Below are 20,215 nucleotides of genomic sequence, written 5' to 3'. Positions count from 1 at the left end.
CAGTTAAAAAAAGAGAACACAGAAAAACTGATTTTCAGATTTTACCATCTTCAGAACTGTCTGTAGAGGAGGTGATTTCTAATAAAAAGAGTTTTTCAGTGCCCTCTTAAATAAATAACCGGGCATCTTTACTTACTGTATATTATATACAAAAAGAATAAGGATTCCCATTTGCCTCACAGGGACAAACCCAATTTTGAGTATTCTTATGGCACACCTTTCCCCGACAACTACCTTCATCGCATGTGATGCCTAAATCGCAATTACAAGTGTTAACATCATTACCGCAAATCGAACAAATATCAGTCTCTCCCCTTGCCAGAGCCATTATACTTGTCAAAGACAAATCAATGACGGATTCTTCACTATTGAATGCAAGATTCACATTTATAGCAGCCAAGGCTGCTATTACTACCATAAAAATTATTTTTTTCATACGTAAATAATATTAGAGCACTCAACATTGGAGTACTTGATTAATAAATTAGTAACTATATTCATTGTTTTATTACAATCTATAACCTTCTATTTTCATTTCGACTTTATCACCGTAGCAGTCGACAGAGCCTATGCCATAACAATAATAATCTTCTTCATAATATTCATCTTCGGCTAATGCTTCGATGTTTTTAATGACCAAATTATTGAGGTCGTTGTCTTTTTGTAAATAGAGGTAGCAACTTGCTGTAATTAGGCAAATCACCAGGGGTAGTTTTAGAATAGTTTTTTTCATGACTGATCGTTTTGTTGTTCAACGATGCAAATATAAGGTGTAAGGAATGAGAACGCCAAGGATTTAAGGCGAACATAAAGCGAACGTTTTGATTTTTTTGGTTTTGCCCGCTTTTTGCCCGCATTTCTTTAGAGGTAGTTGGATGATTTTGGTATATTTGTGGACAAATTTGCCGGGTCATGAAAGTAAGAGATTTTGAAATGAAGAGGTTTATAATATTCGGGATTGTATTTATTCTGGTAGTCTTTTGGGAAGGGTGGGGATTGGTTTTTTTTGTAGATAAGGCAAAGGAAAAATTGATAGATGAAACATTCGAAGTGTTTGATCAGGCTATACGACAGGATAAGTCTCAAAGAGGGGAGGGGTTTTTAAACGCATTTAGTTCAGGAGTGAAACGTACACGTGTACCTTCGAAATCTATTAAGATAACAACGGAAGAAGGTATAACCGAAATGAAAAAAGAGAAGAAAGATATTTCTTATGAAGAAGGGAAATATATAAATGACCATCTTTATCTTTTAACCAAAAATCCCATTAACGTAGTCCGATTGGATTCTATATTCAAAGAGTTGTTGAAAGAAGATAATTTACCCAGCGAAACGGCTATTGTTTATACGACTAATGGGGTGAGTGAATATAGTGTATCTGATAGTGTATTTTATAAAGAAGCTATCGCGCTGGAGTTGGTTTCTATTGGTAATTTTATAAAATTGCAGGGATATGTGAAATACAGAACCTGGGATATATGGCGAAATATTCCGCATAGATGGACGCTGATTATTATCGGACTGCTTGTGCTCATATTAGTAGGAGGATATACTTTTCTGAATTGGCGTAAATGGAAGGTCTTCTCTCAATTGAAATATATAGAAAAGTGTTCTCCGAGTGATAAATGTATAAAAGAGAACCTGTTTTTTAATGAGACAACGAGAGAACTTCGATATAACGAAAACCGGATTTCTCTAACGAAAAGATCTGCGGAATTGCTGGCTTATCTTTTCAAAGGAGAGGATTGGTTTCAAACGTATGAAGATATCAAGAAAGATGTTTGGGGAAATGGTGATACATCGAATGATGCAGTACGTAATGCAGTCAACCGTTTAAATAATGAATTGAAGGGTTCCGGCCTGTACGTGGAAAAGTTGACTAAGAAAGGACTAAGAATCATAAATAAACAAGAACATCAGACAAAGATAAATAGGGGCGGAGAAGGTGATATCTTGAACTATCAAAATGACACTACCTTACTGGGAAAATCGGATTAATATACCGGGTAAAATAAAATACCCCACCGGGTAATATTTTTTAACGTATCGAAAAGATACTGGAAAGCCTGGTGTGCTATCATTTAGATAAATACGTATGGTTGATATTTCTGTCGGGCAGTGCGTTCACTTTCTCGTGAACAGATTCCTTCCTAATGAAAAGTCGGGGAAAGCAGGGAAAGTATATGATTGAAAAGGCGAGTGTTTCTTAACAACTGCACCGTTTATTTTGTTTATTAAGAAAATGGCAGGAGGCCATGAAGTAAAATGAGTTATTGAATCGTTATTTAAAATCGAATATGAGCTTAAAAGAATCGTACTGGAAATATTCCCTGATTACTATTATCCTGGTAATGGGAATCATACTTTTTATTGAGTTTACTCCGTTCCTGGGAGGAATACTCGGTGCTTTTACCATCTATATCCTATTGAGAAAGCAATTGAAGCATCTGACGGAGAAAAAACATTGGAACCGTAGCCTGGCTGCCATACTGCTGTTGCTTGAAACTATTTTGTGTTTTTTGATACCATTGTCCCTTGCTGTCTGGCTATTCGTTAATAAACTTCAGAATATAAATCTGAACCCATCTGATCTGATCAGTTCTTTTGAGCATATCGCCGACCTGATCCGTGAGAAGACCGGCTTTGATTTGCTGGAGAAAGATAATATCGCATCCATTGTTTCCGTGCTGCCTAAGATCGGACAAGCCCTGATGGGAGGTATCAGCGGTTTTGCAGTGAATGTGGCAGTTCTGGTTCTTATCCTTTATTTTATGCTGATCGGAGGGAGTAAGATGGAAACATACATTTATGAAATCCTGCCCTTCAGCAAAGAAAATAAACGCGAAGTACTGAAAGAGATCAATATGATCGTTACCTCCAATGCGATCGGTATCCCTCTGCTGGCAATCATCCAGGGTGTTATCGCGATGATCGGATATTGGGTGTTTAATGCGCCTAGCCCGTTTTTATTCGGTTTTCTGACCTGTTTTGCGACTATTATTCCAGTTGTGGGAACTGCTTTGGTGTGGCTGCCTCTTGCCGTTTACATGGCTTTGACCGGCGATTGGGTAAATGCGCTGGCTTTGACAGCCTATGCACTGATCGTTATCACTAACGTGGATAACCTGATTCGTTTTATCTTACAGAAAAAAATGGCGGATACCCATCCGCTGATCACGATTTTCGGAGTAATAATCGGTTTGTCCCTGTTTGGTTTTATGGGAATTATATTCGGTCCGCTCCTGATCTCTGTCTTTATACTTTGCTTTTCGATGTTCAAAAAAGAGTATTTGGATAAATAAAGGGGAATGACCCCGTTCAATAACTGAACGGAGTCATTTTTGCATATGCTTTATAGTCTTTGATCATTCCCGGATAGCCCTCTTCGGCACGCGGCAGGTAACGGAAGCCGGAGACTGTTACCGTCTCGCGCAAATCAATGACTACCTGATGCGGGTATTTGGCTCCTCTGGCCGTACTCCAGTAAGTGGATTCCTGCAAGTCGAATATTTTATCGGCGGTAAAATTACCTCCGTAAGTTTCTTCGCTGTCTGCATAAGCGATCTTCCAATGCTGGCGGCTGAGCGGTTTGCCGTTCTCATCCAGCAGATAAAACTCGGCGATGGCAGCGTTGTCTTTTCCATCCTGGGCGTTGAGGGCTTCCAGACAGAAATGACTGGCCTGTACAGGAGCATCGAATTTTACCTCCTGCCAACCGTTTCCTGCCTTTAAAGAACCTTGTCCCACAGGCTTTTCGTTTTTCAGGTTCAGGTTTTGCCCTTCTTTGCGGTTGGTAAGCGGTGCTTCCGGACGCAACATGTCGAGTATCGGTGTTTTCAGACCTTTGACAGATGCTTTTTCCGGTCCTTTCAGGTCGAGAACGATAATTTCGTTTTCTCCTTTTTTAAGCCAGCAACCCGGCATGAATAACGTTTGCTGAGGACCGATTTCCCAAAAACGTCCCATGGCTTTTCCATTTACCCATACCATACCTTTTCCCCAGGTCTGCATATCCAGGAATACATCGCCGGGAGTTTCGAGATTGAAAGTAGCACGGTAGTAAGCAGGCGCTTCAACCTTTTTACCCGGTGTATATTTCTTATCTTTTACAAATGAATAGTCCACCGGGAGATTATATACCTGCCAGTCCTTCAGTTCGTCGGATGAGGATTCGGTGATCAGTGCCACTTTGTTCGTGATACCTTTCCGGTCGTGTATCGCCTTGTCGAAATTGACACGTCCCATCGCTTCGATCAGGATATCCAGCCGGGCGCCGGCAGTTGTAGCCGGTAATTTAATTGTGAATTCTCCGCGGCGGCGGTCCAGGCGGCCAATCAGTTTACCGTCGATGAAAACCTGTGCCCAATCATGTACTTCGTCTATTAATAAGGTGGTACCTGCTTTGACTGCCGGCAAGGTGGTACGATACAGGATGCTGCCCCAGCCCTGGTCAAACTGCTCCATCGGTTTGATGTCGCGGCTGGTTTTAGGTTCCGGCAGGTTTTCGAATAACAGGGCCGTCTCTTTCAGTTCAAACTCGGGTATCTCGATCACCGGGAATGCATCGGGAATCTCGGGTTGTACTTCACCCGGAGCCATATAGTTTGCCATGAATTCGCGTAGTTTGTGATATTTGGGGGTTGCCCAACCTGCTTCGCTGATCGGGGCATCGTAATCGTATGAACTGCACATGGCCGAATAGGCCGGACTGTTTGCACCTCCCCAATGTCCGAAGGTCGTACCTCCGTGGGTCATATACAAGGAGAAAGAAATATTGCGGTCCAGCATGTCCCTGAGTCCGGCAATCATCGTTTCCGCATCACGTGTTTCATGTTTTCTTCCCCAATGGTCGAACCAGCCACTCCAGAACTCGCTACACATTAGCGGGGTGTTCGGACGTACTTCTTTCAGTTTCTTGAATTGCTCGTCGATATTAGCTCCGGTACCGAAATTAACGGTCCATACCAGATCGTCGAGCGCATTGTTCAGGAAGTTGGAACTCCAGTCGCACTGGAACAGGGGAACGTCGGTAAACCCGGCTTCGCGCAGGATATCCCGGTTTTTGGCAATATACGACTTATCGGTCGCATAAGAACCATATTCGTTTTCAACCTGTACCATAATAATATTACCACCTCGTGTAATCTGCCTGTCGGCCAGTTGTTTGCCGATCTCATTCATATAGATACGTGTACGTTCTATGAAATACGGGTCGTTTGTACGCAGCTGGATATCTTCTTTTTTCAATAACCACCAGGGCAGGCCCCCCATTTCCCATTCGGAACAAACGTACGGTCCGGGACGTAGCATGATATACATGCCGTTTTTCTGAGCCAGACGGCAGAATGCAGCAATGTCATTCTGTCCGCTGAAATCGAACTCGCCCGGTTTCTGTTCATGGATATTCCAGAACGCGTAGATGCAAATCGTATTCATGCCTAACGCTTTGCACATCTGGATACGATGTTCCCAATACTCTACGGGGATTCGGGTGTAATGGATTTCGGCGGCCTTTATAATGAAAGGCTTGCCGTTTAGCAGAAATGTTTTGTCACCGATTTCAAAAGTGCCGTTGCTGCCGGACTGATTTTTGCATCCGCTCAGTACGCAAATCAACATGACCATCAGGAGTGTTACGGTCTTCATAAAATGATTCATGATAAAAATTAAGTTTATAAATATTTTCCGATGGTAAAAGTAGATAAAAGAAAAGAAAATATAGGTATAATAATCGGTCATATTGAATTAAAATCGGTTCTATTTTACTGAATTTATGTACCTTTGCGGCATAATTCAAGTAAACGTTGAACAAAAATGAAAAAGTTAATGATGATTCCGTTGGTTGCTGTCGGTATGATAACAATGTCGGGATGCAGTCAGTCACCTGTGAAGGAAACTGCAAAAAATGATGCCATCAACCTGGCAAATCTGGACACTACAGTGGCTCCCGGTACAGATTTCTATCAGTACGCTTGCGGAGGCTGGATAAAGAACAATCCTCTGAGACCGGAATATTCCCGCTTCGGTACATTCGATCAGTTGATTGAGAATAATCAGGAACAATTGCGTACGCTTATCACAGAACTGGATTCCAAACCCCAGGAAGCCGGAAGCGTTGCCCAGAAGATCAGCATACTCTATGAAATGGGGTTGGATAGTGCAAAACTGAATACGGAAGGGCTGGCTCCCGTCAAGGAACAATTGGATGCAATTAACCGTCTGGGAACGAAAGCTGATGTTGCCAAAATGGTGGCAACCTTGCATAAAGAAGGAATGGCTCCTTTCTTCGCTTTGTTCGTCGATGCCGATGAAAAGAACAGTTCAATGAATATCGTACAGCTGTATCAGGCAGGTCTCGGTATGGGTGACCGCGATTATTATCTGGTGGAAGACGATGCCTCCGTAAAAATGCGCGATGCGTATAAACAATTCATCAGCCAGTTGTTCACATTGACCGGTGCTTCTCCTGAGCAGGCCGAAGCTGCTGTCAATGCCGTAATGAAAATAGAAACAGGCATCGCCAAAAGTTCTTTTAGCCGTGAAGACCTGCGCGATAGCCAGAAAAACTATAATAAAATTAAGTTGCAGGAGTTCAAGGCAAACAATACCCCGCTCGACTGGGACGTTTATTTTGAAAGCATGGGCTTGATGGAAATAGAATATATCGACGCCAAACAACTTCCGTTCTATGAAGCGTTGGGCGAGTTCATGAAAAATGTTTCCATCGACGAACAGAAATACTACCTGGCTTTTAACCTCTTGAATGCGGCTGCTCCTTACTTGAGTGATGATTTTGTGGCTGCCGAATTTGACTTCTACGGAAAAGTGATGTCCGGAAAGCTGGAACAGAAACCGCGTTGGAAACGTTCGCTGTCTACAGTGAACAGTGCTCTAGGCGAAGCTGTCGGCCAGATGTATGTGGCTAAATATTTCCCGGCTTCTTCTAAGGAAAAGATGCTTGAACTGGTAGGAAACTTACAGAAAGCGTTGTCGGAACGTATCGCAGGTTTGGAATGGATGAGCGATGAGACAAAAGCGAAAGCGCAGGAAAAACTGTCTGCTTTTATTGTAAAGATCGGTTACCCTGATAAATGGCGTGACTACAGCGCTTTGGAAATCAAGGATGATTCTTACTGGGCAAATGTGTGCCGTTCGAATATCTTCGATATGGAGTACCAGCTGGAACAAGCAGGCAAACCGGTCGACAAAGCCCGTTGGGGAATGACACCGCAGACTGTAAATGCCTACTACAACCCGACAACAAACGAAATCTGCTTCCCGGCAGCTATCCTTCAGCCTCCTTTCTTTAACCCGGAAGCTGACGATGCCGTTAACTATGGTGCTATCGGTGTGGTGATCGGTCATGAAATGACACACGGATTCGACGACCAGGGACGTAATTACGATAAAGACGGTAACCTGGCTGATTGGTGGACTCCCGAAGACGCAGCCCTCTTTACGGAGCGTGCCGACCGTCTGGTTCAGCAGTACGACAATATTATCGTTGCAGACAGTGTTCATGCGAACGGACGTTATACATTGGGAGAAAACATCGCTGACCAGGGTGGTTTGCTGGTTTCTCACCTGGCTTACCTGAATTCCTTGAAGGGTAAGACTCCGGCTCCGATTGACGGATTCACAAACGAACAACGTTTCTATTTGGGATATGCAACCCTGTGGGGACAAAATATTCGTCCTGAAGAAATCCTGTTGCTGACAAAGATCGACCCGCACTCATTAGGTAAATGGCGTGTAAATGCCGCTTTGCGTAATATCGACACCTTCTATTCGGCATTCGATATTAAAGAAGGCGACCCGATGTACATGCTGCCTGCCGAACGGGTAGTTATCTGGTAATTATACATATAATATATAATGTAAAGGAGGTATAGCAAAACAGGCTTTTGCTGCACCTCCTTTTTATATCTCTGAATATCGCTTTTACGCAAAGATGAACTTCAGTATAAACAAGGCTGCCAGTATATACATGGTAATGCTGATATCCTTATGCTTGCCGCAGAACAGTTTTACCAATACATAGCAGAGCAGTCCCAACACCATCCCGTCGGCAATGGAGTAGGTGAGGACCATCATAATGATGGTGATAAATGCCGGCAGCGCTTCCGACATATCCTCCATGTCGATTTTGGAGATCGAATCCATCATAAACACACCGACAAGCACCAGTGCCCCGCTTGTGGCCGCACTGGGAATCAGCAGGAACAACGGCGCAAAGAACAAAGCCAGGATAAACAGCAGTCCGGTTATCAGTGAAGTGAAACCCGAACGTCCTCCTTCCGCAATACCCGAGGCACTCTCCACATACGTCGTTATGGTGGAACTTCCCATCATCGCCCCGATCGTAGTACCTATCGCGTCGGACATCATCGCCTCTTTCACATGCGGGATATGCCCGTCTTCTCCCATGATTCCGGTCTTCGAAGCCAGGCCGACCAATGTCCCTACCGTATCGAATATATTCATAAACAATAAGGTAAAGATCACTACCGCCATATCCAGTGTGAAGAACTCGGAAAAATCGAACTTACAGAATGTCGGCTCCATCGAATGGGGCATGGAGACAGGAAGAAATCCTTCCGGTATTTCCGTCACCCCCAGCGGGATGCCGATCAGGGTACAGATCAGGATACTGTAGAACAATGCGCCTTTCACCTTTTTGACAATCAGTATGCCGCTTAACAATATCCCGACCATCGCCAGGACCGAAGACGGCGTAAAGGCCCCGAACATCACATAGGTGACAGGGTTGGATTCAATGATCCCTGCATTCTTCAACCCGATGAATGCAATGAACATACCGATCCCCGCCGATATGGCATACCGCAGGTTCATGGGAATGCTGTTAAGTATGATCTCCCGGATATTCAGAAAAGTAATAAGGATGAATATCACCCCTTCGACGAACATCGCCGTCATCGCCGTCTGCCAGGAATATCCCATGCCCTGCACCAGCGTGAAAGCAAAAAATGCGTTCAGCGCCATGCTCGGAGCCTGTGCGAATGGCAGTTTGGCCATAAAGGCGAGGAGCAGGGTGGCAATTGCGGAAGCCAGAGCCGTGGCCGTAAAAACCGCTCCTTTGTCCATACCGGTAGTTCCCAGGATGGATGGGTTCACAGCCAGGATATAACTCATTGTCAGGAATGTGGTTATACCTGCGATAACTTCCGTACGGATTCTCATGGTTTGTTTGTCAAACCCTAAAAGTTTTTGTATCATGCCGGTTTATTTAATCGAATGTCCATTTTACAGCAAGTGTCGGAATAGTATAGAAGCCGTTCCGTCCTCCGAAGTTATGGCTTAACTCCACTTCACTGCCCACACTCAGTTTGAATTTCTCGTCTACCCCTTTTATCTTGTTCAGGTTTACCCATATCTGCGGTTCGGAGAGGAAAATAAAGTTCCCGTGGTCGTTCTTTTCCCGCCACCAGTCGGCGAAACCGCTGAAAGTACACAGGCCGTTCTTGGCAAAATGAAGATACCAGGTGGTTGTCAGCTGGAAATTATTGGGTGTTTTATGTTTCTGGATATATTTGTACATGGCGGTGAAAGTGATTCCCCTGCTGAAATCTTTGCTGTTATAAGTATAGGTGGCACCGCCCAGATAGGCATTGTTGTAGGAGGCTCCCTTCATCAGCCCGCCGTTATACTCTACGTGGATGGAAAAAGGCGGTTGCCAGAAACTCAGTTCGCGGGCAATCTCCCAGTAGGCCGAAGCGACCCCGCTGCTCTTGTAGTCCATATCCACGAAAAAATAGGTGCTTCCCCATTTATCCGGTTTGAACATTTCCACGGTGGAGGTCAGTGCCGGACGCCCGTCCAGGTCCTTGTCGTACAAGGCGCCTCCAAAATCATAATGTAACTGAACATTTTGCGCTTTCCCACAGAAAACGGCAAGTAATAGGACTACTAGGGTAAAAAACTTTCTCATTCTGATCGTTTAAAATATGTATGGAAGCCACAAAGGTATAAAAAAAGCAAGACCTTCAAAAAAGCCCTGCTTTTACACGATCAGATCAGATCCCTGAGCAGCCATGCCAGGTAGCATAAATACACAAGTATAAGCGCCCACCCTTCGGCACGTGAAATCTTTTGTCCGCTTTTCACCAGTGGAAGCAGGAGCAGGGTTAATCCCAGCATGACCAGTAGGTCAACGTAATTGACGTTTTTGGCAGCGATCGGACTTACCACAGAACTGGTTCCTGCTATAGCCAGGATATTGAACAGGTTGGAACCGACAATATTCCCGATCGCAATATCCGGATTCTTTTTGAGGGCCGACACGACCGAGGTTGCCAGTTCGGGCAGGCTTGTTCCGGCGGCAACGATAGTCAGTCCGATGACCGCTTCGCTGACACCCAGTTCCTGGGCGATGGATACGGCATTGTTGACCAGCAGATTGGAGGCGAAGATCAGGATCACCAGGCCGCCCACGATATACAGGACATCTTTATACCAGGGTTCAGGTTGTTTCTCCAACTCCCCGATCTGTTCTTCCACTTTCTTTTCATGTTTGCGTGAATAGTACAGGCTGAAGACCGTATAAATAATGATACCTGCTAAAAAGAAACAACCTTCCAGCCTTCCGAGTACCCCGTTCCAGAACAGGAGCGTGAAGACGGCGGTGGCGACGATCAGTATGGGAATATCCAGGCGGGTAAGCTGGCGTTTGGCCTGTAGCGGTTGGATGGCGGCGGATATACCGAGAATGGCGGCGATATTGAAAATATTGGAACCGATAATGTTCCCCACGGCTATATCACCCTGCCCGGATAAGGACGCATTCAGGCTGACCACCAATTCCGGGGCACTGGTACCGAATGCAACGATCGTAAGACCGATCACCAGGTTTGATATCTTAGCTTTCAGGGCTATCTCCGTACTACCCTTTACCAGCCAGCCAGCTCCGATGTAGAGAGCAAACAGCGAAAGAACTAATAATGTTACGCTTGTTATCATGGTCGCAAATTTACTAATCTTTTTATTACAATGTCCGGCTTCCTGTTGTCCGGTGGATGTTGCCACCGTAACCAAGTAAACAGCAAGTTATTTTTTAGGCAGAAAAACGCACCTCGGATAACCCCGGATCGCTCCGGAATAACAGCAGGAAGCAACTAGACATTTCAGTTAGGGTTGTTAGGAATATTCGTATTAGTGATTTAATATTCGTATTCTTCCTTAGGCTCTTTGGCTGCCTGTCTCAGTTGTATGCCACGGAGTATGACCATGACGACTGTTACCAGCCCTAATGCTCCCATTGTTACATCTTTTGCGATAGCGTTTTCAAAATCGGTTGTACCGATCAACACCAAAATGATAAACGACACCATCATGACGGCATCTACCAAATCTTTATTTATCTTCATTTTATTAAACTTTTTAATGGTTACTTTTGTTCAAATATGCTTATTCTTTTTCTTCAATAGCAGTTTCTTCAGCAGAGCCGGTATTGCTCAAACCTTTCATGATGCCATATAATCCATATCCCAGAGCACCCATTACCACCAATAACTTCAGGTAATCGTTAGGAATGATAGAACTACAAGCCAGTACGCAACCAACAACAGTTATAATAACAGAAACATAAATACGTGTTTTATTTGATTTTTTAGTAGACATAATATTTCATTTTTAGTAATTAATAATTAATGACCGGATTGTTTCGAAGCCTTACTTATCAATGTGACAGGTAGTGTCGGCAATCCGAAGAGAACGCATGGCGTTCTTGACAAGGCCTCAGCGGGTGAGCGTCGGGCGAAGGAGAAAGACGAAGCGTCCGGAGGCTGTGCTGTTTGAGCGCAGCGAGTTCACAGACGACAGCGTAGTCTTTCGCCGTAGCAGCGAAGCCGGTGTAGCCTTGATTTTTTGATTACTTTTGGATCAAGCCAAAAGTAATTATCAATTACTAAATAATGAGTTTCCGCAGAGCAAACACATGTTCCCCCATGCGGCAAAGAAGGGTAGACAGATTTATGGTTTGACATTCTGATACATTTTCCAGCACTTTCCGTTGTGCATTCATCTCCTTCAGGCGGATATCCTGAAGTACTTTTTCCGCTATTTTCAGCGTGCGCAAATGAAATGTATTATTTGTCGATTGAACCGTTCTGCGTGCAGTCAGACCTTTGCTTTCTTTCAGGTCGGTACTTAATACGTTCAGGTAATATTGTACATCCGCAGAACCTTTTTCCTTCATGACTGCCTCTTTTTGAGCCACAGCGATGTTGTCGCTTTCAACCTCCTCCTGGGGAGAAAAAAGCAACATGCCGAAAAGCAGAGTCAATATGAACAGAAAATTTTTCATGCTGCAAAGATATACGAATTCCTATTAAAAAAACAAATCATTGTGGTTTTTGTTTATACTTTTGTCCGTTAAAAGTGAACGAGGAAAGATGGAAAGAGAGAAGAGCCTTTTTAAATCATGGCTGGAGGCCGCGCGCCCGAAAACGCTGCCGGCATCGTTAAGTCCTGTGCTGCTGGCATGTGTTTTAGCCTGGTGCGAGGGAGTATTCCGGTTGGTACCGGCCCTTTTGTGTTTTGGAGTAGCTTTGCTGGCGCAGATAGCCAGTAACTTTGCCAACGATTATTTTGATTTTAAAAAGGGAGCCGACCGGGAAGACCGCCTGGGGCCCGAGCGTGCCGTCGCCCAGGGATGGATCACTCCGAAAGCCATGCTGAAAGCCACTTTTCTCACCTTGGGCTTGTCGTGTTTCTGCGGATGTATGCTGCTGTTTTATGCCGGGTGGGAGTTGATACCCGTCGGTATCGCCATCGCCCTTTGCGTGCTGGCATACTCCGCTGGACCTTTTCCGCTGGCCTATAACGGGCTGGGCGATGTCTGCGTGGTGCTGTTCTACGGGATCATCCCGGTATGCTTCACCTATTATGTACAGGCGCTGTCCTTTTCCCCGTTATCGTTTCTGTTGTCCGTATCGGTCGGATTGCTTTCTACAAATATCCTTGTCGTGAACAATTATCGTGATTATGTGCAGGACAAGGCATCGCATAAGCGGACCACCATCGTCCTTTTCGGGCGCGGTTTCGGCCGGATATTCTACCTGTTGAACGGGGTAGTGGCGCTTTTGCTGGCTATGCCCCTGATGCTGGACGCATCTTGGTGGATACAGTTCCTTTTCGCCGCCTTTTTTGCCCTCTTTTATGCGACCTGGCGGCAACTTTACCGTTTTGAAGGACGCGAACTCAATAAGACCCTGGGCCATACCGCCCGCAATGTCTTTCTCTTCACCCTGCTGTTATCGCTTCTGTTAATCTCGTTAACGACAGGATTATAGCGGAAACACACAGTGTCGTATATTTGTTTATTCGAATATTCTTATAAATGAAACAAAGCCCTGCGGAGTCCCCGTAAGGCTTTTTGTATGCTTTTGGAGAGGATGATCATGGTGACGGCGATGATAATAAGGAGGATGCCGATGGCCAGATTGAATGTGAACGGTTCGCCGAAGACGAGTACACCAACGAAGACGGCGGTAACGGGCTCCATAGCTCCCAATACGGCAGTCAGCGTACCACCGATGTTATGGACGGCCAGTACCAGAGTGATATTTGAAATGACTGTCGGGACAATAGCCAGAAGTATCAGGTTGACTAGCGACATCGTGTCGGGGATCGGTTGTATCCCTTCGTTGGTGCTTGCCTTAATGGAAAACAGGATGGTGCTGACAATGAATACATAGAATGTCAGTTTTCTGCCTGTCATCGTATGCACTCTCGATTTGTTGACGGTAGTAATATAAAGCGCATATCCGACAGCAGACAGGAGTACGATAAATACGCCCAGTACACTTAGCTTCATCTCTCCTTCATTGATCGACAGACGAGCAACCCCGCAGATTGCCAGCCCAATAGCCAACAACGTTACCCACGATGTTTTTTCGCGGAAGAACAATAACATGATAAGTGTAACGAATATCGGATAAGTGAAATGTAATGTCGTAGCTATCCCTGCTGACATGAAATTATATCCCCAGAAAAGAAACATGGCCGAAGCCGTGTAAAAGAACCCTGGCAGGACTAACACCGGTATATCTTTTTTGTCGATACGCAGGGATTCCTTTTTACTAGCCATAATACCCACCAGTGCTATCGAGGCAAACAGAAAACGGTAGAAAAGGATCGAATCAAACTGCATCCCCTTTGCCATCAGCGGCAGGGTGAATAACGGGATCAAACCGAAAGTCGCGGAAGTGGCAATGCCGTATACAAATCCTTTTATGTTACTGTTCATCTTTTTACCTTTTGCTAAAACGGCTGCAAACATACAAAAAAGCCGTGATATTATCAGGTTATATCACGGCTCTTAAATATTATTTCAGATGATTAAACAAGCAATCCAGCTGCCACTTCTTCTGCCACCGCTTCATTTTTGATGGCGGCTACCAGGGCAAGACCGAAGTTTATGACCAGTCCCGGGCCTTTTCCGGTTATTACGTTGTCGGATACTTCTACTGCTTCGCCGGTAACGTTGGCACCGATCAGTTTCGGTTCGAAGCCGGGATAACAAGTAGCGTTGCGACCTTTCAGCAAGCCTAGTCCGCCTAAGACCATAGGAGCAGCACAGATAGCGGCAACGATTTTACTGTCGCGATATTGTTGCAGTAAGGCTTCCTTTACCGCTTCTGAATCGTTCAGGTTGGATGCACCGGGCATGCCTCCGGGGAGGACCAAAGCATCCGCATCTGCCAGGTTTGCCTTCTCCAGAGTAGTATCGGCAGTAACCGGAACATTATGTGCTCCCGTTACGACAGGGTTGGCTGTGATGGAAACAGTTGTCACTTCAATACCTCCGCGGCGCAGGATATCGACTGTACCCAAGGCTTCCATTTCTTCGAAGCCGTTGGCTAAAAATACAATTGCTTTCTTCATATTACTTCCTTTATTTTAGTTTATACACATAGGTGATCGTACCGCTCTGGTTGTTCGCCCCGCTGATGCTATTGAACTTAGCACGTTTGGCGGCATCCAGTGCGCTTTTACGCATGGAGGCGTTGTCGATGTTGGTACCTCTTCCTATTTCTGCAAATATCACATTCCCTTTCGGGTCTACCGTGATGTTGATCACGATCTTGCCTTCTTCCTGGATGGTGTAAGCAGGACGGGGCAGGCCTCCGGCTCCGATGGAACGACCGTTCAGGTTGAACGAACCGTAACCGCCTACGCCTTCGTTTGCTCCGTGGTCGGAGTTACCGAACGGACTACCCTGGTTACCTGTTCCGGTTTCTGCATCGCCCTGACTGTTGCCTTCAGCGCCACCGATACCGAATGCTCCGGCAACGCGGTTGCTGATGGCCTGTTCTTTCTTGCGACGTTCTTCTTCCAGACGTTTCTTTTCAGCCTCTTCACGTTTGCGACGGTCTTCTTCCTCTTTCCGTTTACGCTCTTCTTCTTTCTTTTTTTGCTCTTCCTTCTTCTTGGCATCAGCCATGGCAACACTTTCTTCGATGTCCTGCGTAATGACTTCCTCCTTCGGTGTCTCTACCGGCGGAGTAGGTGGAGGGGGAGGCGTGGTCGTTTCCTGTGGCAGTTCCTGTCCCGTATATTTGGGTTCGAAGGTACCGGCTGCGGAATTGACGTTTCCGAAATTGACAAGGACGCCCCCGTCTTCTTCCGGAATCTCCGTCCGTAGTACCGTGAACAACAGGATCAGAAAGATCGCCAGGTGGAAAGCGACTGAACCGGCTATACTGTATATGTCATCTTTGTTGAATTTCATATCTGTTATTTCTGCGCACGGGTGGCGAGCACCATCTTGAATTTGTTTTCGTTCGCTATGTTCAGGATCTTTACGATTTCTTTATAAGGAACTGTTTCGTCAGCATAAAGGGCGACGAACATTTCGGGCTCTTTTGCATAACTGTCTTGCAGGAACGGGGTGATCTCGTCAAACGTGACCTGCGTTTCCCGCTGGTTACCGAAGGCTACGTAGTAATTCAGGTTGGCATCGATGGTAACCCGCGTAAGCGGTTTGGCTGCCGTCTGCTTCTTGGCTTGCGGCAATGTTACCTTGATGGCATTCGGAATGACTACCGTAGAGGTGACCATAAAGAAGATCAACAGCAGGAATATGACGTCGGTCATAGAGGCCATGCTGAAGGCTTCGTTTACTTTTGTTCTTCGTTTTAGTGCCATTCGCTTTGTTAATTAGCCGGTTCGTTCAATAAGTCCATAAATTCCATGGTGCGGGCTTCCATTTTGTTCACCACGTTATCCACCTGCGATACGAGGTAGTTGTAAGCAAACAAAGTGATGATACCGACTACCAGACCGCCTACGGTTGTTACAAGAGCTTCGTAGATACCGCCTGAAAGCAAGGATACGTCTACGTTTGTTCCGGCATTAGCCATATCGAAGAAGGCACGTACCATACCGGTTACTGTTCCGAGGAAACCGAGCATGGGGGCTCCGGCGGCTGTCGTTGCGATCAGCGGGAATCCTTTTTCAAGTTTTGCAATTTCCAGGTTACCTACATTCTCGATAGCCACAAGCACGTCGTTCATCGGACGGCCCAGGCGGGTGATACCCTTTTCGATCATACGGGCGGAAGGAGTGTTGGTGCTGCGGCACAGGTTGAGGGCCGAATCTACTTTTCCTTCGTGGATATAGTCTTTGATACGGTTCATGAAATTCTGGTCTTCTTTACCGGCGCGACGGATGACCAGTAAACGCTGGATAAAGATATAACCTGCCATTAGTGATAACAGCAATAGTACAACCATGATCCACCCTCCTTTGAATGCAAGGTCTATCACATTGATCTCTGCTTCAGTGGGGACTGTTACTGCCGTCAGATCCGGCATCTGCTCTGCTGTCTGTGCCCCTACTGCCTGTAGGGAAAGTAAAATACTCATAGGTTTGTATACTTATTCGTTAATATTAATTCGTTATTTCTGTTGTAAACACGCTTTGTATAGGGAGATTGTTTCCTGTAATCCGTGATATAAAGCATCACAGATCAGGGCATGGCCGATGGATACTTCTTCCAGCCAGGGGATATTCTGACTGAACCAGGCCAGGTTTTCCAGATTCAGGTCGTGACCCGCATTGACACCCATGCCCAGGTTTTTAGCCAGTTGGGCGGCGGCAACGAACGGTGCGACAGCCTCTTCCTTGTTAACCGGATAATTGGTTGCATAGGGTTCTGTGTAAAGTTCGATACGGTCTGTTCCTGTTTTTGCAGCCAGTTCGATATTGGCAAGGTCTGTTCCTACAAAAATAGAGGTACGGATCCCCTGTGCAGTGAACGTATCCACTAATTCACTCAACTGGTCGAAATGTGTTTTCACATCCCATCCGGCATTCGAAGTGATGGCATCGGGAGCATCCGGTACGAGTGTGACCTGTGTCGGCTTAACCTTCAGAACCAGGTCTATAAAATTGTTACAGGGATATCCTTCAATGTTAAATTCTGTCCTGATCAGAGGTTTCAATCCATACACATCACTGTATTTGATATGTCTTTCATCCGGACGGGGATGAACTGTAATTCCTTGTGCGCCGAAATTTTCGCAATCCTGGGCGACTTTTAAAATGTCAGGCATATTACCACCGCGTGCGTTACGAATGGTTGCTACCTTGTTAATGTTTACACTTAAATTTGTCATCGTATATCGTTATATCTTTTTTCTTTCATTACATTTGCACAAAAGTATCGGCAAATTTAGCAGAATTAAGGGAATTAACAGAATAATGTTGGTGAAAGATTTCATAACGAAGGAACTTCCTGTGTTAAAAAGTTTTGACACAGGGGAATATGCTTTAGCGCTAATGGATGATTTTAAGTTAAAACATCTACCGTTATTGAGCGAAGGGATATATCGTTGCCTGATCTCGGAAAAGGATCTTCTGGCTATGCCTGATCCTGCGGCAACGATTGGCGAACCGGTTCTGTTTGCTCCCAGTGTAATGGAAAATACACATATTCACGAGGCGCTGGCATTGATTGCCCGCTATCAGTTGAGCCTGCTTCCGGTTGTTACTCCGGAAGGGGAATACCAGGGGGCGATTACGCGGGATAAGCTGATCGATATCCTTTCGGAATTGTGTAATGCCGAGACTTCGGGCAGCGTGTTCGTCCTGGAGGTAATGCCGCAGGATTATTCGCTGACGGATATAGCCCGGTTGGTCGAGTCGAACAATGCGCATGTCCTGAACCTGCTTTCATACACGGATAAGGATACCGGACGCTTACATCTTATTATAAAGATAGACCTGGAGGATGCCTCACCGGTGATCCGCAGTTTCGAGCGCTTTAACTATACTGTCCTTTATTATTTCATGGAAAAAGGGATGGTAGACGATCTGTTGCAGCAGCGGATGAACGAATTGTTGCATTATATGAATATCTAATTGATTGAAAGTTATGAGAGTTGGCATATTTGGTAGTAAATATCAGGTAGAAAAACAGAGCCAGATAAAACGTTTGTTTGAAAAACTGATATCCCAGGAAGCGGAGATCTACGTAGATGTACGTTTCTATAATTTTCTTACTGATATACTCAATTATGAACCTCCGGTGGCAGGACTGCTGACCGATGATAATTTTGATCTCGATGTCGCCCTGAGTGTGGGTGGAGACGGAACGTTCCTGCGTACGGCTGCCCGTGTGAACCGGCAGGATATTCCTATTCTCGGAATTAATACCGGGCGTCTTGGTTTTCTGGCCGATGTCGGAGGTAATGATATAGAAGACACGTTGGAGGAACTGTTCAAGAACTATTATAAGATAGAAGAGCGTACCCTGTTGCGGCTTCATACCGAAGAACGGGCCTTTCATGGGTATAACTATGCCTTGAATGAGATCGCTATCCTGAAACGCGATACTTCTTCCATGATCACGATTCACACTTCTTTGAATGATGAATACCTGGCTTCTTATCAGGCGGATGGTCTGCTGATCGCAACACCGACAGGTTCTACCGCTTATTCCATGAGCGTAAACGGACCGATCATCATCCCGCAAAGTAAGAATATCGTATTAAGTCCGGTTGCACCTCATTCCCTGAATGTGCGCCCGCTGATCATACCGGACACCTATACGATCACGTTGGGAGTGGAAAGCCGGAATAAATCCTTTCTGATCTCTCTCGACGGCCGTTCGGAAATCTTTCCGGCAGGTATCCAGCTGACAGTGACGAAAGCAGACTATACGACGAAAGTAATAAAAAGATATAATCATACCTTTTATCAGACTCTCCGTGAGAAGCTGATGTGGGGGGCCGATGCAAGAATGAAGTAGGGATAAGGTAGTGTAAAACTGCTCTAAAAAGATGTTTTACAGCATGTATTTGTTAAATCATATTAAATAAATGAGATTTCCAAGCGAAATATTATGCTACATAACATAAAGTCTCTATATTTGCACTGTGTTTTTCATGGTATTAGATTTAAGGTTAACAATGAAGATTGGCTGTCCGTGATGGATGGCCTTTTTTGCGTTTATAAGGTTCCTGTTTAAAATGCTTCTGCAAAGTAAACGACAAAGTCTCCTGTATTGCTGAGTGTGGGTGAAAAGTAGTCCGACTCAAAAGTCGCTATTAAAGAATGGACTTTAATGACAAAGACAGTACCAACGAAACCAAAGCTCCTTCCGGAGGAGGAAGTGAAGGTGGAGGGGACAGAGGATCGAGATTTTCTTGGTTCGGGGAATTTTATTTTGAAAGGTCTCTTTAGGAGATAATGCAAGCTACCCGCAAAGACAAGACATTTATGGAGCGGCTGGCAGAAGTACGTAAAATTTCTGCGATACTCTGATAGTAAAGAATGTTATCTGTATGGATAATGACATTTTATAGCGTGAATATGCTATAGAAATGTGTTGTGTAGCATGTTTTTTGTTAAACTGTATTAAATGAATGGTGTTTTTGAGGTGAATATTATGCTGAATAACATAAAACCTCTATATTTGCACTGTGTTTTTCATGGTATTAGATTTAAGGTTAACAATGAAGATTGGCTGTCCGTGATGGATGGCTTTTCTGTTTTATAGACGTATCGGTCTTTATTTCCGTGGAAAAAGACTTATCTTTGTACTTCTTAAAACCTAAATGCTTCAAATAGTTCCTATGTTTAAAATCGGAAAAGACGGATAGCACGAGATAGCACTACAAAAGCTATACCATTTTAGTTAACTTTGTATTGTATCAAATTCATTATTAACTAATAACGATATAGCTTATGA

At 44.9% G+C, this 20,215-nt stretch carries 21 protein-coding genes; 6 read left to right on the top strand and 15 right to left on the bottom strand.

Translation table 11 applies throughout. The features are described from left to right. Positions 1-142: 142 nt before the first annotated feature. Positions 143-436: an NVEALA domain-containing protein gene (locus NBH15_RS08810; protein ID WP_147426532.1), complete on the bottom strand. Its 294-nt coding sequence runs from the start codon at positions 434-436 to the stop codon at positions 143-145. Between the two features lie 72 nt (positions 437-508). Continuing rightward, positions 509-703 carry an NVEALA domain-containing protein gene (locus NBH15_RS08805; protein ID WP_233584433.1) on the bottom strand — a complete coding sequence of 65 codons (195 nt, stop codon included), beginning with the start codon at positions 701-703 and terminating at the stop codon, positions 509-511. 209 nt (positions 704-912) lie between these two features. Between NBH15_RS08805 and NBH15_RS08800 the strand changes: the two genes are divergently transcribed. Together NBH15_RS08800 and NBH15_RS08795 are read left to right on the top strand one after the other, a co-directional pair. Beyond that, on the top strand, positions 913-1,998 hold the full coding sequence (locus NBH15_RS08800; protein ID WP_250822487.1) for a winged helix-turn-helix domain-containing protein: 1,086 nt from the start codon (positions 913-915) through the stop codon (positions 1,996-1,998). 299 nt (positions 1,999-2,297) lie between these two features. Then, positions 2,298-3,302 carry an AI-2E family transporter gene (locus tag NBH15_RS08795; RefSeq protein WP_250822486.1) on the top strand — a complete coding sequence of 335 codons (1,005 nt, stop codon included), beginning with the start codon at positions 2,298-2,300 and terminating at the stop codon, positions 3,300-3,302. Positions 3,303-3,318: 16 nt separating this feature from the next. Here the strand turns inward: NBH15_RS08795 and NBH15_RS08790 are convergent, their stop codons facing one another. Then, on the bottom strand, positions 3,319-5,658 hold the full coding sequence (locus NBH15_RS08790) for a beta-galactosidase (RefSeq protein WP_250822485.1): 2,340 nt from the start codon (positions 5,656-5,658) through the stop codon (positions 3,319-3,321). 156 nt (positions 5,659-5,814) lie between these two features. Between NBH15_RS08790 and NBH15_RS08785 the strand changes: the two genes are divergently transcribed. Further along, complete coding sequence (locus NBH15_RS08785; protein WP_250822484.1) at positions 5,815-7,857, top strand: M13 family metallopeptidase; 2,043 nt, start codon at positions 5,815-5,817, stop codon at positions 7,855-7,857. 84 nt (positions 7,858-7,941) lie between these two features. Here NBH15_RS08785 and NBH15_RS08780 read toward each other — a convergent pair whose 3' ends face one another. The 6 genes from NBH15_RS08780 to NBH15_RS08755 all read right to left on the bottom strand — a co-directional run bounded on the left by NBH15_RS08780 (position 7,942) and on the right by NBH15_RS08755 (position 12,322). Continuing rightward, positions 7,942-9,237: an NCS2 family permease gene (locus NBH15_RS08780; RefSeq protein ID WP_250822483.1), complete on the bottom strand. Its 1,296-nt coding sequence runs from the start codon at positions 9,235-9,237 to the stop codon at positions 7,942-7,944. A 10-nt stretch (positions 9,238-9,247) separates the two neighbouring features. Beyond that, complete coding sequence (locus NBH15_RS08775) at positions 9,248-9,949, bottom strand: nucleoside-specific channel-forming Tsx family protein (RefSeq protein WP_186961157.1); 702 nt, start codon at positions 9,947-9,949, stop codon at positions 9,248-9,250. Positions 9,950-10,029: 80 nt separating this feature from the next. Further along, on the bottom strand, positions 10,030-10,977 hold the full coding sequence (locus NBH15_RS08770; protein ID WP_186961156.1) for a calcium/sodium antiporter: 948 nt from the start codon (positions 10,975-10,977) through the stop codon (positions 10,030-10,032). Positions 10,978-11,177: 200 nt separating this feature from the next. Continuing rightward, positions 11,178-11,384 carry a hypothetical protein gene (locus NBH15_RS08765; RefSeq protein ID WP_186961155.1) on the bottom strand — a complete coding sequence of 69 codons (207 nt, stop codon included), beginning with the start codon at positions 11,382-11,384 and terminating at the stop codon, positions 11,178-11,180. Positions 11,385-11,424: 40 nt separating this feature from the next. Continuing rightward, positions 11,425-11,637: a hypothetical protein gene (locus NBH15_RS08760; protein WP_007658790.1), complete on the bottom strand. Its 213-nt coding sequence runs from the start codon at positions 11,635-11,637 to the stop codon at positions 11,425-11,427. A 286-nt stretch (positions 11,638-11,923) separates the two neighbouring features. Continuing rightward, positions 11,924-12,322 (bottom strand): hypothetical protein, encoded by a 399-nt coding sequence (locus NBH15_RS08755; protein WP_007658789.1) that lies wholly within the window; start codon positions 12,320-12,322, stop codon positions 11,924-11,926. 88 nt (positions 12,323-12,410) lie between these two features. Here NBH15_RS08755 and NBH15_RS08750 point away from each other — a divergent pair, with 88 nt between their 5' ends. Beyond that, positions 12,411-13,310 (top strand): 1,4-dihydroxy-2-naphthoate polyprenyltransferase, encoded by a 900-nt coding sequence (locus NBH15_RS08750; protein ID WP_250822482.1) that lies wholly within the window; start codon positions 12,411-12,413, stop codon positions 13,308-13,310. 41 nt (positions 13,311-13,351) lie between these two features. Here the strand turns inward: NBH15_RS08750 and NBH15_RS08745 are convergent, their stop codons facing one another. The 6 genes from NBH15_RS08745 to NBH15_RS08720 all read right to left on the bottom strand — a co-directional run bounded on the left by NBH15_RS08745 (position 13,352) and on the right by NBH15_RS08720 (position 17,639). Next, positions 13,352-14,266 (bottom strand): DMT family transporter, encoded by a 915-nt coding sequence (locus tag NBH15_RS08745; RefSeq protein ID WP_199676218.1) that lies wholly within the window; start codon positions 14,264-14,266, stop codon positions 13,352-13,354. 92 nt (positions 14,267-14,358) lie between these two features. After that, positions 14,359-14,904 (bottom strand): DJ-1 family glyoxalase III, encoded by a 546-nt coding sequence (locus tag NBH15_RS08740; protein WP_244050903.1) that lies wholly within the window; start codon positions 14,902-14,904, stop codon positions 14,359-14,361. A gap of 10 nt (positions 14,905-14,914) precedes the next feature. Further along, positions 14,915-15,751 carry an energy transducer TonB family protein gene (locus tag NBH15_RS08735; protein WP_007658775.1) on the bottom strand — a complete coding sequence of 279 codons (837 nt, stop codon included), beginning with the start codon at positions 15,749-15,751 and terminating at the stop codon, positions 14,915-14,917. Positions 15,752-15,756: 5 nt separating this feature from the next. Beyond that, positions 15,757-16,167, bottom strand: a complete 411-nt coding sequence (locus tag NBH15_RS08730; RefSeq protein WP_007658774.1) for an ExbD/TolR family protein — start codon at positions 16,165-16,167, stop codon at positions 15,757-15,759. 8 nt (positions 16,168-16,175) lie between these two features. Continuing rightward, a complete protein-coding gene (locus NBH15_RS08725; protein WP_007658773.1) occupies positions 16,176-16,886 on the bottom strand; it encodes a MotA/TolQ/ExbB proton channel family protein in 711 nt (236 codons plus the stop codon). Positions 16,887-16,919: 33 nt separating this feature from the next. Continuing rightward, complete coding sequence (locus NBH15_RS08720) at positions 16,920-17,639, bottom strand: pyridoxine 5'-phosphate synthase (protein WP_224265647.1); 720 nt, start codon at positions 17,637-17,639, stop codon at positions 16,920-16,922. Between the two features lie 85 nt (positions 17,640-17,724). Between NBH15_RS08720 and NBH15_RS08715 the strand changes: the two genes are divergently transcribed. Beyond that, entirely contained in the window at positions 17,725-18,384 is a 660-nt protein-coding gene (locus NBH15_RS08715) for a CBS domain-containing protein (RefSeq protein WP_250822481.1), read from the top strand. Positions 18,385-18,397: 13 nt separating this feature from the next. Continuing rightward, positions 18,398-19,273, top strand: coding sequence for an NAD kinase (locus NBH15_RS08710; protein WP_010802500.1), 876 nt, complete (start codon positions 18,398-18,400; stop codon positions 19,271-19,273). Positions 19,274-20,215: the final 942 nt, after the last annotated feature.

This window comes from Parabacteroides caeci (assembly GCF_023656795.1).
GTDB classification, from domain to species: Bacteria; Bacteroidota; Bacteroidia; order Bacteroidales; family Tannerellaceae; genus Parabacteroides; species Parabacteroides segnis.
This window is presented reverse-complemented; position numbering and strand designations above follow the sequence as displayed.